General features: G+C 69.0%; 11 protein-coding genes. All 11 read left to right on the plus strand.

Features of this window, described 5'->3' with window-relative positions; all coding sequences use genetic code 11:
- Window positions 1-142: 142 nt before the first annotated feature.
- The 11 genes from ACUYM2_RS07510 to ACUYM2_RS07560 all read left to right on the plus strand — a co-directional run bounded on the left by ACUYM2_RS07510 (window position 143) and on the right by ACUYM2_RS07560 (window position 14,994).
- Window positions 143-2,119 carry an APC family permease gene (locus ACUYM2_RS07510; protein WP_481599508.1) on the plus strand — a complete coding sequence of 659 codons (1,977 nt, stop codon included), beginning with the start codon at window positions 143-145 and terminating at the stop codon, window positions 2,117-2,119.
- Complete coding sequence (locus ACUYM2_RS07515) at window positions 2,116-3,468, plus strand: class I SAM-dependent RNA methyltransferase (protein WP_481599509.1); 1,353 nt, start codon at window positions 2,116-2,118, stop codon at window positions 3,466-3,468. The genes ACUYM2_RS07510 and ACUYM2_RS07515 overlap by 4 nt, the downstream gene beginning before the upstream one ends.
- 172 nt (window positions 3,469-3,640) lie before the next feature.
- A complete protein-coding gene (locus ACUYM2_RS07520; protein ID WP_481599510.1) occupies window positions 3,641-6,454 on the plus strand; it encodes an aconitate hydratase in 2,814 nt (937 codons plus the stop codon).
- Between the two features lie 144 nt (window positions 6,455-6,598).
- On the plus strand, window positions 6,599-8,572 hold the full coding sequence (gene dxs / locus ACUYM2_RS07525) for a 1-deoxy-D-xylulose-5-phosphate synthase (RefSeq protein ID WP_481601433.1): 1,974 nt from the start codon (window positions 6,599-6,601) through the stop codon (window positions 8,570-8,572).
- A gap of 97 nt (window positions 8,573-8,669) precedes the next feature.
- Entirely contained in the window at window positions 8,670-9,227 is a 558-nt protein-coding gene (locus ACUYM2_RS07530; RefSeq protein ID WP_481599511.1) for a hypothetical protein, read from the plus strand.
- A gap of 95 nt (window positions 9,228-9,322) precedes the next feature.
- A complete protein-coding gene (locus ACUYM2_RS07535) occupies window positions 9,323-9,541 on the plus strand; it encodes a helix-hairpin-helix domain-containing protein (RefSeq protein WP_481599512.1) in 219 nt (72 codons plus the stop codon).
- An 80-nt stretch (window positions 9,542-9,621) separates the two neighbouring features.
- The gene (locus ACUYM2_RS07540; protein ID WP_481599513.1) at window positions 9,622-10,599 is read left to right on the plus strand and encodes an aldo/keto reductase; all 978 of its coding nucleotides are present in this window, start codon (window positions 9,622-9,624) and stop codon (window positions 10,597-10,599) included.
- A 59-nt stretch (window positions 10,600-10,658) separates the two neighbouring features.
- Entirely contained in the window at window positions 10,659-11,690 is a 1,032-nt protein-coding gene (locus tag ACUYM2_RS07545) for a nucleoside hydrolase (protein WP_481599514.1), read from the plus strand.
- 125 nt (window positions 11,691-11,815) lie between these two features.
- Window positions 11,816-12,646, plus strand: a complete 831-nt coding sequence (locus ACUYM2_RS07550) for an ECF transporter S component (RefSeq protein WP_481599515.1) — start codon at window positions 11,816-11,818, stop codon at window positions 12,644-12,646.
- Window positions 12,647-12,649: 3 nt separating this feature from the next.
- Window positions 12,650-13,402, plus strand: a complete 753-nt coding sequence (locus ACUYM2_RS07555; RefSeq protein ID WP_481599516.1) for an energy-coupling factor transporter transmembrane component T — start codon at window positions 12,650-12,652, stop codon at window positions 13,400-13,402.
- A complete protein-coding gene (locus ACUYM2_RS07560; protein WP_481599517.1) occupies window positions 13,399-14,994 on the plus strand; it encodes an ABC transporter ATP-binding protein in 1,596 nt (531 codons plus the stop codon). The genes ACUYM2_RS07555 and ACUYM2_RS07560 overlap by 4 nt, the downstream gene beginning before the upstream one ends.
- Window positions 14,995-15,031: the final 37 nt, after the last annotated feature.

Here is a 15,031-nt window from a genome sequence, read left to right on the forward strand (position 1 = left end):
AGCTTTCTGTGTCTGTTGCTGCGTAAAACTCTACCGGCCACCGGGGGTCCGGAGCCGGTCCGGCGGCGGCGCGGCAAGGCGGCGGCCGTCAGGCCTGTTCTGTCGTCATGACATCGCGTCCGAATCAGACTAGCTTTGTCTGGTGCTGACAATTTTCAACGCCGTGAAGCGGGTGCTGGTAGGCAGGCCCTTCCGGAACGACCGTCTGGCCCACACCCTGCTGCCCAAGCGGATTGCGCTCCCCATTTTCGCCTCCGACGCGCTCTCCTCGGTGGCATACGCCCCGGATGAAATCCTGCTGACCCTGGCGCTGGCCGGCGTGAGCGCTGTGGCGTTCTCGCCCTGGGTGGGGCTCGCCGTGATGGTGGTGCTGCTCACCGTGGTGGCCTCGTACCGCCAGAACGTCCACGCCTACCCCTCCGGCGGCGGCGACTACGAGATCGCCAACGTCAACCTCGGCAAGTACGCCGGCCTCACGGTAGCCTCGGCGCTGCTGGTGGACTATGTGCTGACCGTCGCGGTGTCGATGTCCTCGGCCGCCGCGTACCTCACCACCGCCGTCCCGTCGCTGCACGGCCAGCAGGCCGCGATCGCCACGATCGGCGTCGTGATCCTGGCCCTCGTGAACCTGCGCGGCATCCGCGAGGCCGGCAGCGTCTTCGCAGTCCCTACCTATATCTTTATGTTCTCGATCCTCGGCATGACCGCCGTGGGCATTTTCCAGGCCGTCACCGGCCAGCTCGGCCGGGCGCCCTCGGCGGCGTTTGAGATTGTCCCTGCTGCCGGTTTCGACGAGGGGCTGGTGGGTCTGGCGGGGGCGTTCCTGCTGCTGCGCGCGTTCTCCTCCGGTGCAGCCGCCCTGACCGGTGTCGAGGCCATCAGCAACGGCGTGCCGAATTTCCAGAAGCCCAAGAGCAAGAACGCGGCCACCACGCTGCTGCTGCTCGGGGTGATTGCCGCCAGCATGCTGGCCGGCATCATCTACCTCGCCAACGCCACCAAGGTGCACATTGTGCAGGACCCGGCGACCGAATTCCTGCTCAACGGGAAGCCGCTGGACGAGGGCTACATCCAGAACCCGGCCATCAGCCAGATCGCGCAGACGGTCTTCGGCGCCGGTTCCATCCCGTTCTACATCGTGGTCGCCGCCACCGGCGTGATCCTGGTGTTCGCCTCCAACACCGCGTTCAACGGCTTCCCGGTCCTCGGCTCGATCCTCGCCCAGGACGGTTACCTGCCGCGCCAGCTCCGCACCCGCGGTGACCGGCTCGCGTTCAGCAATGGTGTGCTGGCGCTGGCCGCCGGCGCGCTGGTACTGATCATCGCGTTCGACGCCGACGTCACCAAGCTCATCCAGCTCTACATCGTGGGCGTCTTCATCTCCTTTACCCTCAGCCAGCTGGGTATGGTCCGGCACTGGGGCCGCGAGCTGAAGCTCGCCAAGGACCCGGCAGCGAAACTGCGGATGATCAAATCGCGCACCATCAACACGATCGGCTTCGGCATGACGGCGCTGGTCCTTGTGATTGTGCTGATCACCAAGTTCGAGCAGGGCGCCTGGATCGCCCTGCTGGCCATGTTCATCCTCTTCCTGATCATGTGGAGCATCCGCGCGCACTACGACAACGTGGCCAAGGAGCTCGCCGTCGACGAGGACTCCTCGCCCCGAGCGCTGCCCACCCGGGTGCACGCCGTGCTGCTCGTCTCGCACGTGCGCAAGCCCGTGCTCCGGGCGCTGGCCTACGCCCGCGCCTCCCGGCCCTCCCGGCTGGACGCCATCACGGTGGACATCAGCCCGGAGGAGACCGAGCAGACGCTGGCGGACTGGGAAAAACTGGAGATCCCGGTGCCGCTGACGGTGCTGGCCAGCCCGTTCCGTGAGACGGTCACGCCGATCATGGAGTACATCAAGAACATGCGGCGCGACTCGCCGCGCGACCTGATCGTCGTGTACATCCCCGAATACGTCGTCGGCAAGTGGTGGGAGCAGCTGGTCCACAACCAGACGGCGCTGCGGATCAAGACCCGGCTGCACTTTGAACCCGGCGTTATGGTCGCCAGCGTGCCGTGGCAGCTGAAATCGTCCGAAGAAGCCAAGAAACTGCAGGATATCCAATGAGCACCGACACCCGGACCCCCGCCCGCACCGAGCTCGTCGTCGACGTCGGCCCCGTCGCCCACGGCGGCCACTGCGTGGCCCGGCACGAGGGCCGGGTGATCTTTGTCCGGCACGCCATCCCCGGCGAAAAGGTCCGGATCCGGCTAACCGACGACGGCGAGTCTGCCAAGTTCTGGCGCGCCGACGTCGTCGAGGTCCTGGAGCCCTCCCCGGACCGGGTGGACCACTTCTGGCACGCGGCCGACGCGCAGCGCTCTTGGTCCCACGGCCATCCGCCCGTGGGCGGCGCCGAACTGGGCCACATCACGCTGGAGCGCCAGCGCGGCCTCAAGGCCGACGTCCTGGCCGAACAACTGCGCCGGCTGGCCGGGATCGACATGCCCATCACGGTCGAAGCCGTGGGGGAAGCGGCCGGCACCGGCGGCACCGCGACCGGACTGGCCTGGCGGACCCGCGCCGGATTCGCCGTGACGCCCGGGGGAAAACTCGGCATGCACGCCCACCGCTCCGACGCGGTCTTCCCGGTCCGCGAGATGCCGCTGGCCGTCGAGGGCATCAACGCGCTGAGGCTCTGGGACATCGACTTGCAGGGGATCGAGCGGGTGGAGGTCGCGGCTCCGGCCAACGGCTCGCGGCCGCTGGTGCTCCTGGTCCCGGCCGCCGGCACCCGTGCCAAACGGCTCAGCGCCATCGTCGCCCAGCTGCCCGGCGACGTCTCGGTGGCGCAGGCGGACCCCGGTACCGGCGCCGTGACCCAGCTGCGCGGCCGCACCTGGGTGCAGGAAACCGCGGCCGGCCACGACTACCGCGTCACCGGCGACGGGTTCTGGCAGATCCACCGCGACGCCCCGGACACCCTGGTGGGGGCCGTCACCGGCTTGCTGCACGACGGCGGCTACCTCGCCGCCGGGTCCGTGGTGGCGGACCTCTACGCCGGCGCCGGACTCTTCACCGCACCGCTCGCCGACGCCGTCGGCGTCACCGGCTCTGTCCTGTCCGTGGAGGGCGCACCCGGCACCAGCCGGGACGCCCGCAAGAACCTGCACGGCGCCGCCCAGGTTGAAATCATCCAGGGGAAAGTGGAGCGGGTACTGCGGCAGAAACCGCGCAACTTCGACGCCCTCGTCCTGGACCCGCCCCGGGCAGGCGCCGGCAAGGCGGTCGTGAACCAGCTGGTCGCGGCCGGACCCCGCGCGATCGCTTACGTTTCCTGCGATCCGGCGTCCTTCGCCCGCGACGTGGGCTACTTCCAGCAGGCCGGCTGGGGGCTTCAGGAGTTGCGCGCCTTCGACCTGTACCCGCACACCCACCACATGGAGACTGTGGCGTTACTGACTCCCCGGGGCTGAGGCCACTAGGATGGGCGGAGTAGTCCGACGTCGCGCTCCGTAATTACGGCTGACCTCCTGCACCCAAGTACCGATCCTTGTGCGAACAAGGAAAAGTGCTAGTTAGGTTGACCTAACTAGCAAGGGGTCTGCGGCGCGACAAAGATGAAACTGTTGCGAGAGGAGTCCTGCGATGAGCATTGTGGACAGCTTCGGTTCAAAAGGCAAACTTAATGTAGCCGGTACCGAATACGAAATTTTCCGGTTGAACTCCGTTGAAGGTGCAGAAAACCTTCCGTTCAGCCTCAAGGTATTGCTTGAAAACCTGTTGAGGACCGAGGACGGCGCCAACATCACGGCCGATCACGTCCGCGCATTGGCCGGTTGGGATCCCAACGCCGAGCCCGACACTGAAATCCAGTTCACGCCGGCGCGCGTGATCATGCAGGACTTCACTGGCGTGCCCTGCGTTGTCGACCTGGCCACCATGCGTGAGGCCGTCAAGGAACTCGGCGGCGACCCCAAGCGGGTCAACCCGCTGGCGCCGGCGGAAATGGTCATCGACCACTCCGTCCAGATCGACGCCTTCGGTAACTCCGGCGCACTGGAGCGCAACATGGAGATCGAATACCAGCGCAACGGGGAGCGGTACCAGTTCCTGCGTTGGGGCCAGACCGCGTTCGATGACTTCAAGGTCGTTCCGCCGGGCACCGGCATCGTGCACCAGGTCAACATCGAGTACCTGGCCCGCACGGTCATGACCCGCGAAATCGACGGCGCGCTCCGCGCCTACCCGGACACCTGCGTCGGCACCGACTCGCACACCACGATGGTCAACGGCCTGGGCGTGCTCGGCTGGGGCGTCGGCGGCATCGAAGCCGAGGCGGCCATGCTGGGCCAGCCCGTCTCCATGCTGATCCCGCGCGTGGTCGGCTTCAAGCTGACCGGGTCCATCCCGGCCGGCGCCACCGCCACCGACGTTGTGCTCACCATCACCGAGCAGCTGCGCCAGCACGGCGTGGTCGGCAAGTTCGTGGAGTTCTACGGCGAGGGCGTCGCGGCAGTGCCGCTGGCGAACCGCGCCACCATCGGCAACATGAGCCCCGAGTTCGGCTCCACCGCCGCGATGTTCCCGATCGACGACGTCACCCTCGACTACCTGCGCCTCACCGGCCGCTCGGACGAGAACGTGGCCCTCGTGGAGGCCTACGCGAAGGAACAGGGCCTCTGGCACGATCCCTCCCGCGAGATCAAGTTCTCCGAGTACCTCGAGCTGGACCTGTCGACGGTCGTCCCGTCGATCTCCGGCCCGAAGCGCCCGCAGGACCGCATCATCCTCACCGAATCCAAGGCCCAGTTCCGCGAGGACCTGCGGAACTACGTGAAGGAAGAGCTCCCGGACGGCAGCCTGGACGAAGCAATCGACGAAAGCTTCCCGGCCTCGGATTCGCCCTCGTTCACCGCCTCCGCGACCCACCTCACGGAGCAGGCCCCGCACGGCCACGGTCCCAAGTCCAACGGCCGGCCGTCCAAGACGGTGACCGTCAAGACCGCCGACGGCCGCGAGTTCGAGCTGGACCACGGCGCGGTTTCGATCGCATCGATCACCTCCTGCACCAACACGTCCAACCCGTCCGTGATGCTGGCCGCCGCACTACTGGCCCGCAACGCCGTGGACAAGGGCCTCACCTCGAAGCCGTGGGTCAAGACCTCCGTGGCCCCGGGTTCCAAGGTCGTCACGGACTACTACAACAAGTCGGGCCTGACCCCGTACCTGGAGAAGCTCGGCTTCTACATCGTCGGCTACGGCTGTGCGACCTGCATCGGCAACTCCGGTCCGCTCGACGCGGAGATTTCCGAGGCCATCCAGGCCAACGACCTTTCCGTCACTGCCGTGCTCTCCGGCAACCGCAACTTCGAAGGCCGGATCAACCCGGACGTCAAGATGAACTACTTGGCTTCCCCGCCGCTGGTCATCGCGTACGCCCTGGCCGGCACGATGGACTTCGATTTCGAGAACGACGCCCTGGGCCAGGACGAGGCCGGCAACGACGTCTTCCTGAAGGACATTTGGCCGAACCCGGTCGAGGTCCAGCAGGTCATCGACTCCTCGATTGACAAGGGCATGTTCGCCCGCGGCTACGAGGGTGTCTTCGAAGGCGACGACCGCTGGAAGGCGCTCGACACCCCGGCCGGCGACACCTTCGCCTGGGACGAGAAGTCCACCTACGTCCGGAAGCCCCCGTACTTCGAGGGCATGAAAGCGAAGCCGGAGCCCGTCCAGGACATCACCGCGGCCCGTGTGCTGCTGAAGCTCGGCGATTCGGTCACCACCGACCACATTTCCCCGGCCGGATCGTTCAAGTCGGACACCCCGGCCGGCCAGTACCTGCTGGCCAACGGTGTGGAACGCAAGGACTTCAACTCCTACGGCTCGCGCCGTGGCAACCACGAAGTCATGATCCGCGGCACCTTCGCCAACATCCGGATCAAGAACCAGCTCCTCGACGGCGTCGAGGGCGGCTTCACCCGTGACTTCACCCAGGCCGACGGCCCGCAGGCCTACGTCTACGACGCCGCGCAGAACTACCAGGCCGCCGGCACCCCCCTGGTCGTCCTGGCCGGCAAGGAGTACGGCTCCGGCTCGTCCCGTGACTGGGCCGCCAAGGGCACCGCACTGCTGGGTGTCAAGGCTGTCATCGCGGAGAGCTACGAGCGCATCCACCGCTCCAACCTGATCGGCATGGGCGTCCTGCCGCTGCAGTACCCGGCCGGCCAGAACGCCGCCAGCCTGGGCCTGACCGGCACGGAAACCTTCGCAGTCGAGGGCGTTACCGCCCTCAACGAAGGCACCACGCCGAAGACCCTCAAGGTCACCGCCACGGCCGAAGACGGCACCGTCACGTCCTTCGATGCGGTCCTCCGCATCGATACTCCGGGCGAAGCCGACTACTACCGCAACGGTGGCATCCTGCAGTACGTGCTGCGCCAGATCTCCGCTAACTAACGGCCTTCCGGCAGCATCCCGCGAAAGCCCCGGTCCGTCCCTGACGGACCGGGGCTTTCGTTTTACCGCACCCGCCCGGCACCAGGCCGCGCCGAAGAGGCGTTAGAGTTAAAAGGCATGTCTACTACCCGCAAGGAGGGGCCGTTGGGAATTTTGGAGACCATCCGGAATCCGCAGGACCTGAGCAAGTTGTCACCGGCGCAGCTGGACCAGCTGGCAGCCGAGGTCAGGGAGTTCCTGATCGGCAACGTCTCCCAGACGGGAGGACACCTCGGGCCGAACCTCGGCGTCGTTGAACTGACCATTGCGGTGCACCGGATCTTCGATTCCCCCCGCGACAGCATCGTCTTCGATACCGGCCACCAGTCCTACGTGCACAAGCTCCTCACCGGGCGCCAGGACTTCAGCACGCTCCGCCAGCAGGGCGGCATGTCCGGCTACCCGGACCGGGCAGAGTCCGAGCACGACATCGTCGAAAGTTCGCACGCCTCGTCCTCACTGTCTTGGGCCGACGGCATCTCCCGTGCCCGGCAGCTGACCGGCGACGGGGACCGCTACGTGATCGCCGTCGTCGGGGACGGCGCGCTGACCGGCGGCATGGCCTGGGAAGCCATCAACAACATCGCCGCTGACAAGAAGCGCCGCGTCGTGATCGTGGTGAACGACAACGGCCGCTCCTACGCCCCGACCGTGGGCGGCGTCGCCGACTATCTCGCGTCCCTGCGCCCCACGATCGATTCGCTCCGGGCCGCGCCGGCCTACGAAGGCGCCCTGGACTGGTGGAAGAAGCGGCTGCAGAGCGGCGGCCCCGCCGGGCAGTTCACCTACAAGAGCCTGCATGCCATGAAGAAGGGCATCAAGGACTGGTGGGCGCCCCAGGGCATGTTCGAGGACCTGGGCATGAAGTACATCGGCCCGGTGGACGGCCACAACCTCCAGGCCATGGAAAATGCGCTGGCCACGGCCAAGAATTACGCCGGACCCGTGATCGTCCACGCCATGACCGAAAAGGGCCACGGCTACGCCCCTGCCCGCGCCCACGAGGCGGACCAGTTCCACGCCGTCGGGATCATCGATCCGGAAACCGGCGAACCCACCGAGGCCGGCGGCGCGAAGTCCTGGACCGCCGTCTTCGCGGACGAGATTGCCGACATCGCCGATGAACGCAAGGACATTGTCGGCATCACCGGGGCCATGCTGATCCCGGTGGGACTGCACAAGTTCGCCGCCCGCCACCCGGAGCGTGTATTCGACGTCGGCATCGCCGAGCAGCACGCCCTCACCTCCGCGGCCGGCATGGCGTTCGGGGGACTGCACCCGGTGGTGGCCGTCTACGCGACCTTCCTGAACCGCGCGTTCGACCAGCTGCTGATGGACGTCGCCCTGCACAAGGCCGGCGTCACCGTGGTGCTGGACCGGGCCGGGGTTACCGGGCCCGACGGCGCCAGCCACCACGGCATGTGGGACATGGCGATGGTCCAGATCGTTCCCGGCCTGCACCTGGCAGCGCCGCGCGACGCCTCCCGGCTGCGCGAGGAACTGCGCGAGGCCGTCGCCGTCGAAGACGCCCCCACCGTGATCCGCTACTCGAAGGGCACCGTCGGCGCGGAAGTCGAAGCCCTCGAACGGCTCAGCGACGGCGTGGATGTGCTGGCCCGCCGCCCGGCCGGATCAAGCGACAACGATGTGCTGATCGTCAGCGTCGGCGCCATGTCCGAACTCGCGCTGGACGTCTCCAACCGGCTCGGCGCCCAGGGCATCAGCTCCACGGTGGTGGACCCGCGCTGGGTCCTCCCGGTGCCCAAGTCCGTCATCGCCCTCGCCTCACACCACCGCCTCGTGATCTGCATCGAGGACGGCGTCCGGGCCGGCGGCGTCGGCTCCCGCATCCGGCAGGAAATGCGGGGCGCCGGAGTGGACACCGCGCTCAACGAGGTGGGCCTGCCGGTGGAGTTCCTCGACCATGGCACCCGCAGCCAGGTGCTGGAGCGGGTCGGGCTGACCGCCCAGCAAATCACCCACGACGTCGTCGCGCAGGTCCTCGGGACCAAGGTGCCGTTCGCGCGGCCGCTGCCCGGCCAGCAGCACCCCAGCACCGGCAGCCTGCCAATCCTGTGATCGGGACGCGGCGCCCCAAGAGCTTGACCAGGCCGTCAAGGCACAGCAACCACCCTTCGACGGCACTGACCGCGGACGGTTTACGAAGGGATTTAGCATGAGCGGCATCATCCGGGTCTACAAGCGCGACGAAGAAGGAGTCCTGCACTTCAGGGAGGCCTGGATCGACGAGGACTACCACGAGTTCGTGATGAACCACGGCGTCGTCGGCCACCAGAGCAAAACCGAGGAGACCGAGGCTGCCGACGCCGCCGCGGGGGAGGGACTGATGGAGGCCTTCGCGGCGCAGTGCGCCGAGGACGGCTACGCGGAGATCCCGGACGAGGAACAGTTCTGGGTGGTGGCGCAGTACGCGCTGAAGACCAAGGACGGCACCAGCCGCGACCGCTACCTTGAGGAAAAAGCCAAGGACGCCTTGATCAGCCACCTTGCCTGGCGCGGCCTCGGCGTGGTGGACCGCTCCGAGTTCGCCGACGCCAAGCTCAACATTTTCTGCCTCACTCCGGACGTCAACAAGACCGTCAATGCGATCAAGGTCTGCATCCGCGGTGAGGACCTCGACTTCACCAAGCTGAGCATCGGCGCCGCCCCGTTCGGCAGCACTGACTTCGCGCTCAAGCACTCGGCCAAACCGGCCAACAGCTTCACGCTCTAGGCACCTGGCAGGCACCACCTGCTCCGGGCACCACCTGTTAGGAGCCGGGCACGGCTCACATCAGTTTTGGGGGCAAGCGACTGGAAGGTAAAGCAATGACGCGTAAATCTCCTCGACCAGGCAGCACTCCACTTCCCGCAGGGCTGGCGGCGCCGGCACGCAAGTCCCTGGCGCACGCGGGGGTGGAAACCCTGGAGCACCTGGTGCAGCTGGGCCGCCGCCGGCTGGCCGGGATGCCGGGCGTCTGCCCGCGCACCCTAGCGCAACTCCAGGACGCCATGGACGAACACGGGCTGGAACTGCCCGCGGGATAGCAACGCCAGGTAGCGGCGTCCGGTAGCGGCGCCAGGGAGCCTGACCGGGAGCAGTCCCGGGCCGTTGTAGGCTACTTCCCATGACTGAATACCGACGCGTAGGAAATTCCGGACTGACCGTCTCCGTGGTGGGGCTTGGCTGCAACAATCTGGGCCGGGCCAACACGGCCACCGAGACGCAGGAGGGGACCGACGCCGTCGTGCATGCGGCCCTGGACGCCGGGATCACCTTCTTCGACGTCGCCGACGCCTACGGCCGGGAGCCCGGGCTCAGCGAAACCATGCTGGGGAAGGCGCTCGGCGGGCGCCGGGGTGACGCCGTGATCGGCACCAAGTTCGGCATGGACATGCGCGGCTCCAACGGCAACGACTTCGGTGCCCGCGGCTCACGCCGCTACATCATCAAGGCTGCCGAGGCCTCCTTGCGCCGCCTGGGAACGGACTGGATCGACCTCTACCAGTTCCACACGCCGGATCCGATGACGCCCATCGACGAGACCCTCGCCGCCCTCGACGAGCTCGTGACCAGCGGCAAGGTCCGCTACATCGGCCACTCCAACCGGGCCGGCTGGCAGATAGCGGAGGCCGAGTTCGTCGCCCGCAGCCGCGGCGGAGCACGCTTCATCTCGAGCCAGAACCACTACAACCTGCTGGACCGCCGCGCCGAGCTGGAGGTCACCCCGGCCGCCGAGGCGTACGGCCTGGGCGTGCTGCCCTACTTCCCGCTGGCCAACGGCCTGCTCACCGGCAAGTACTCCGAGGGGGAGGCGCCGGAAGGATCCCGGCTGAGCCACACCCGGACCAACCTTGTCCACGACGCCGACTGGAAACAGCTGGGCGCCTTCTCCGCCTTCGCCGCCGAACGGAACCTCACCGAGATCCAGGTCGCGTTCTCCTGGCTCGCCGCCCAGCCCTCCGTCAGCAGCGTGATCGCCGGCGCCACACGTCCCGAACAGGTCCGCCAGAACGCCGCCGCCGTCGCCTGGGTGCCGGACGCCGCAGAGCTGGCAGAACTCGATGAGATCTTCCCGCGCACGCCGAAGGTCGCCCTGTTCTGAGCCGCACTGCTGTGAGCCCTACCGTGTTGAACGCTTCACCGCCCGGGGCGGGGGCCGCCATGCAACGCGTCCTGATGGACGTCGATACCGGAATCGACGACGCCCTGGCCATCGTGTACCTGCTGTCCCGGCCCGAGGTCCGGTTGCAGGCCATTACCTGCACCGCCGGCAACGTCGGGGCCCGCCAGGTGGCGCTGAACAGCCTGTCCCTGCTGGAGCTGTGCAGGCGGGAAGGAGTCGAGGTCGCCGTCGGCGCCGAGGTCCCGCTGCAGATTCCGCTCGTCACGACCGAGGAAACCCACGGCCCGCAGGGGATTGGTCACGCCGAATTGCCGGCACCCGGCCAGGCGATCTCGGCCCGGCACGCCGTGGACGTCTGGGTGGAGGAAGCCAGGGCGCATCCGGGGGAAATCACCGGACTGATCACCGGACCTTTGACCAACTTTGCCCTGGCCCTGCGCCGCGAACCTGAGCTGCCGAGGCTGCTCAAGGGCCTGGTGATCATGGGCGGCAGCTTCTACTACCAGGGCAACACCACGCCGACGGCGGAGTGGAACACCGCCGTGGACCCGCACGCCGCCAAGGAGGTCTACGCGGCCTACCGCGGGTTGCCCGAGGACAAGCTGCCGGTGGTCTGCGCGTTGGAGACCACGGAGCGGATCGAGATGCTGCCGGAGCACCTGCGGCGGCTCGGCAAGGCCGCCGGGGCGCCGGAACCCGAACTGGTGCTCCCGGACCAGCCCGAAGGGCTGCGCAGCCGCTCCAGCAGCCCGCTGGTCGCGTGCCTGTCGGACGCGATCCGTTTCTACATGGAGTTCCACCGGCTCTACGACCAGGGCTATGTGGCGCACATGCACGACGCGTTCGCCGCCTGCGCCGCCGTCGGACGCACCCCCTTCAGCACCCGGCTGGCGACGGTCGACGTCGAGACAGAGTCCCCGCTGTTGGCCGGCACCACGGTGGCCGACTTCCGCGGCCTCTGGGGACTGCCGCCGAACGCCAGGATCGTCACCGGCAACGACCCCGGGCAATGCTTCGACGAGCTGATCTCCTCCGTGGGCAAGCTGGCGCGCTCCCTCGCCGCCCGCTAGCGGCGGCCGCCGGCCGCGCCCGGGGCGCCCGTGGTCCAGGCGGGCCCGCCGGATCGCTAAGATGATAGCTGCGCCGAGGTGACATGAGGCGGACGAAAGCAAACCCCAGCCGAAGGACTTCTCCCGTGTCACAGCAACCCCTGACCCTGCCCGACGCCGACGCCCGCTCCGGCATGGCTCCGGGCCGCCGCCGGCTGCTCGAACTTGCCGGTGCCGCGGCCATCGCCGCCACCTACGTTTTCCTCGTCCTCGGCCAGCCTGCGGACATCGCCAACGGTCCGGCCAGCTTCTCCGCCCTGGTGGCGCTTGGCGGCTTCCTGCTTGGCGCGGTGCTGCTGCTCGTGGCCGTGCTGCCCGTCCTGCCCACCTCCACCCTGGTGCTGATGCCGGTGGCAATCGTGCTCAACGTGGTTCTCGGCCAGCTGATGGGCAGCACCGGGTTGCCCTTCTACCTCGACGCGATCGGCACGGTCCTGATCGCCGTCCTCGCCGGACCGGCCGCCGGCGCCGCCACCGGAGTGCTCGGCAGCATCGTCTGGTCTTTCTTCAACCCAACCGTGCTGCCCTTCGCTGCCGGAGCGGCGCTGATCGGCTTCCTCGCCGGGCTGGCCGCCCGCGCCGGACTCTTCCGCCGCTTCTACTTCGCTCCCGTGGCAGGCTTCCTCACCGGCATCCTCGCCGGCGTCGTCTCCGCCCCGATCGCGGCGTTCGTCTACGGGGGAACCGCGGGGCTGGGCACCGGCGCGATCGTCAGCGCCTTCCGCGCCATGGGCGACACCCTGCTGGCCGCCATCACCAAGCAGGCCCTCATCTCTGACCCGATGGACAAGGCGATCGTCTTCACGATCGCCGCGCTGCTGGCCTACGCCCTGCCGCGGCGCACCACGTTCCAGTTCGCCTTTGTCCGCCGCTTCCGGGTGCTCGCCGGCCAGGCACCGGCGGCGCACGAAGACTAATCCATGCGCCTGCACCCGCTCACCGCCTTGACCGCCGCCGGCTGCGCAGCCGTGCTGACGACCGCGGCCGGCAGCTGGCTGCTGTCGGCCGCGGTGGCGCTGGCCGCCGTGCTGCTCGCCGCACGCGCGGGCGTGGCCGGGCGGGTGCTGGGGGCCGCAGCGGTCATCCTGGCGCCGCTGTTCCTGTCCCTGCTGGTGCTGCACGGATTGTTCTTCCCCGAGGGCCACACGGTGCTGGCACAGTGGGGGCCTGCCCGCGTCACCGCCGAGGGGCTCGGGTTCGCCCTGGAGCTCGCCTCGCGGACGGCCGCGTGCGTCCTGTCGCTTCTGCTCTTTTCCTTCACCGTCAACGTCCCGGACCTGACGACGGCGTTGGCACTGCGGCGCCTCCCGCCGCAGTTCAGCTTTGTGCTGGCCTCCACGCTCACCCTGGTTCCCGCCGTGGCCGGCCGGCTGGCCCGGATCCGGCAGGCCCAGGAAGCGCGGGGCCTGGTGGTCCGCCGCGGGCTTTTGTCCCGCCTCGCGGCCGCCCGGCTGCAGGCGGTTCCGTTGGTCCTGGGCCTGGTTGAAGATGCCGGACTCCGGGCACAGGCCCTGGACGCGCGCGGTTTCGGTGCCCCCGGTCCACGGACCAGCTACCGGCAGGTGCAGGACCCTGTCGGGCAGCGGATCTTCCGGGCCGGGGCGCTGCTGCTCGCCGCAGCCGCCGTGGTCCTGCGGCTGGTCACGTCCTGGCCGGCAGGGATGCCCTCATGACCGGGACCGGCCCCGCCGCCGCCGGATCCGGTCCCGGGCAGCACCGGTGCAGCGGGCAGTACAGTTCCGCGGCGGTGCCGGCGGCCGCAGCCCGGATCGGCAGCTTCAGCTTCCACGGGGACGCCGGCGCGGTGTTGCGGGACGTGCAGCTCTCCGTCCTGCCCGGGTCCCTGACCGCCGTGCTGGGCGGCTCCGGCAGCGGCAAGTCGACCCTCGGCAAGCTGCTCGCCGGCTGGATCCGGGCCGGCCACTCCGGGTCCCTGCGCGGCAGCCTGGCCCTCGGCGCTGACCGCCTGGAGTTCCACGGCGGCCCCGGTGACCCCCGGATCAACCCCGCTGCCTGGTCCGGCCGCGTGGGCTACGTGCCGCAGGATGCCGGCGCCATGCTGTCCTCGGTGCGCTCCACCGTGGCGGAAGAGCTGGCCTTCGGCCTGGAAAACCGGGGTGTACCCCGCCCGGAAATGACCCGGCAGGTGGCCCGCGCCGCCGAACGGACCGGCTTGTCCGGCATGCTCGGCCGGGACCCGGCGGAACTTTCCGGCGGTGAGCTGCGCCGGCTGGCCGTCGCCTGCGCGGTGATCGCCGGGCCCGAAGTGCTGGTCCTCGACGATCCGCTGGCCTCCCTGGACCCGGCAGGGGCCGGCCAGCTGGAGGAGCTGGTGGAGCAGTTGCTGGACGCCGGCACCGCCGTCGTCCTCCTGAGCCAGCGGGCCGGCGCGCTGGCCCGCCGTGCCGGGCACTGGATCGTCCTGGACGGCGGCACGGCCACAGCGGAGGGGAAGCCCGCCGAGCTGGCCGGCGGCCCCGCAGTCCGCGACGCCGGCGTCGTGACGGAGGCCCGCCCCGCATCCATAACCCCGGCGCACCTGCCCGCTCGGTCTGCCGCCGCGGCCCCGCTCCTTGAACTGCGGAGGATTGGCTTCGGCTACGGTCCGGCGCAGGCATCCGCCAGGAATACACCCGGCCGTCCCGCACGGGATGCGCCCCGGGCGGCCCTGCTGCAGGACCTGGACCTGACCGTCCGGGCCGGTGAAATCGTTGCCGTGACCGGTCCCAACGGTGCCGGCAAATCCACGCTGCTGCGCCACCTGAACGGGCTGTTGCAACCCCGGACCGGGGAGGTGCTGGTCGGCGGAAGAAGCATCCAGGGGATCCCGACCGGCCGCATCGCAGCCTCGGTCGGCCTCCTGTTCCAGCACCCGCGCGACCAGCTCTTCGAACGAACGGTGCTGCGGGAAGTCAGCTTCGGGCTGCGCCGGCTCCTCGGCGCAGCGGCGGACGTGCGGGCGCAGGAGGCCCTGGCCGCCGTCGGGCTCGCCGACGCCGCGCAGGAGCACCCGGCCGAGCTGCCCTCATCCCGGCAGCGGCTCCTGGCCCTGGCCACGGTCCTGGCCCGCAGGCCCGCGGTCATCGCGCTGGACGAGCCCACCGTGGGACTGGACCGGCAAGGCCTTGAGCGCCTGCAGCACGCCGTTGCCGCGGCGGCGGCGCGAGGAGCCGGCATCGTGCTGGTCACGCACGACCTCGCCTACGCGCGCACCAACGCCCACCGCGTCCTGGCTCTCGACGGCGGGAGCCTGCGGGAACTCTGACGGTGCCGGTTACCGGCCACATACCGCCCGGCGCTGT

It is taken from the genome of Arthrobacter sp. SD1074B (assembly GCF_056780195.1).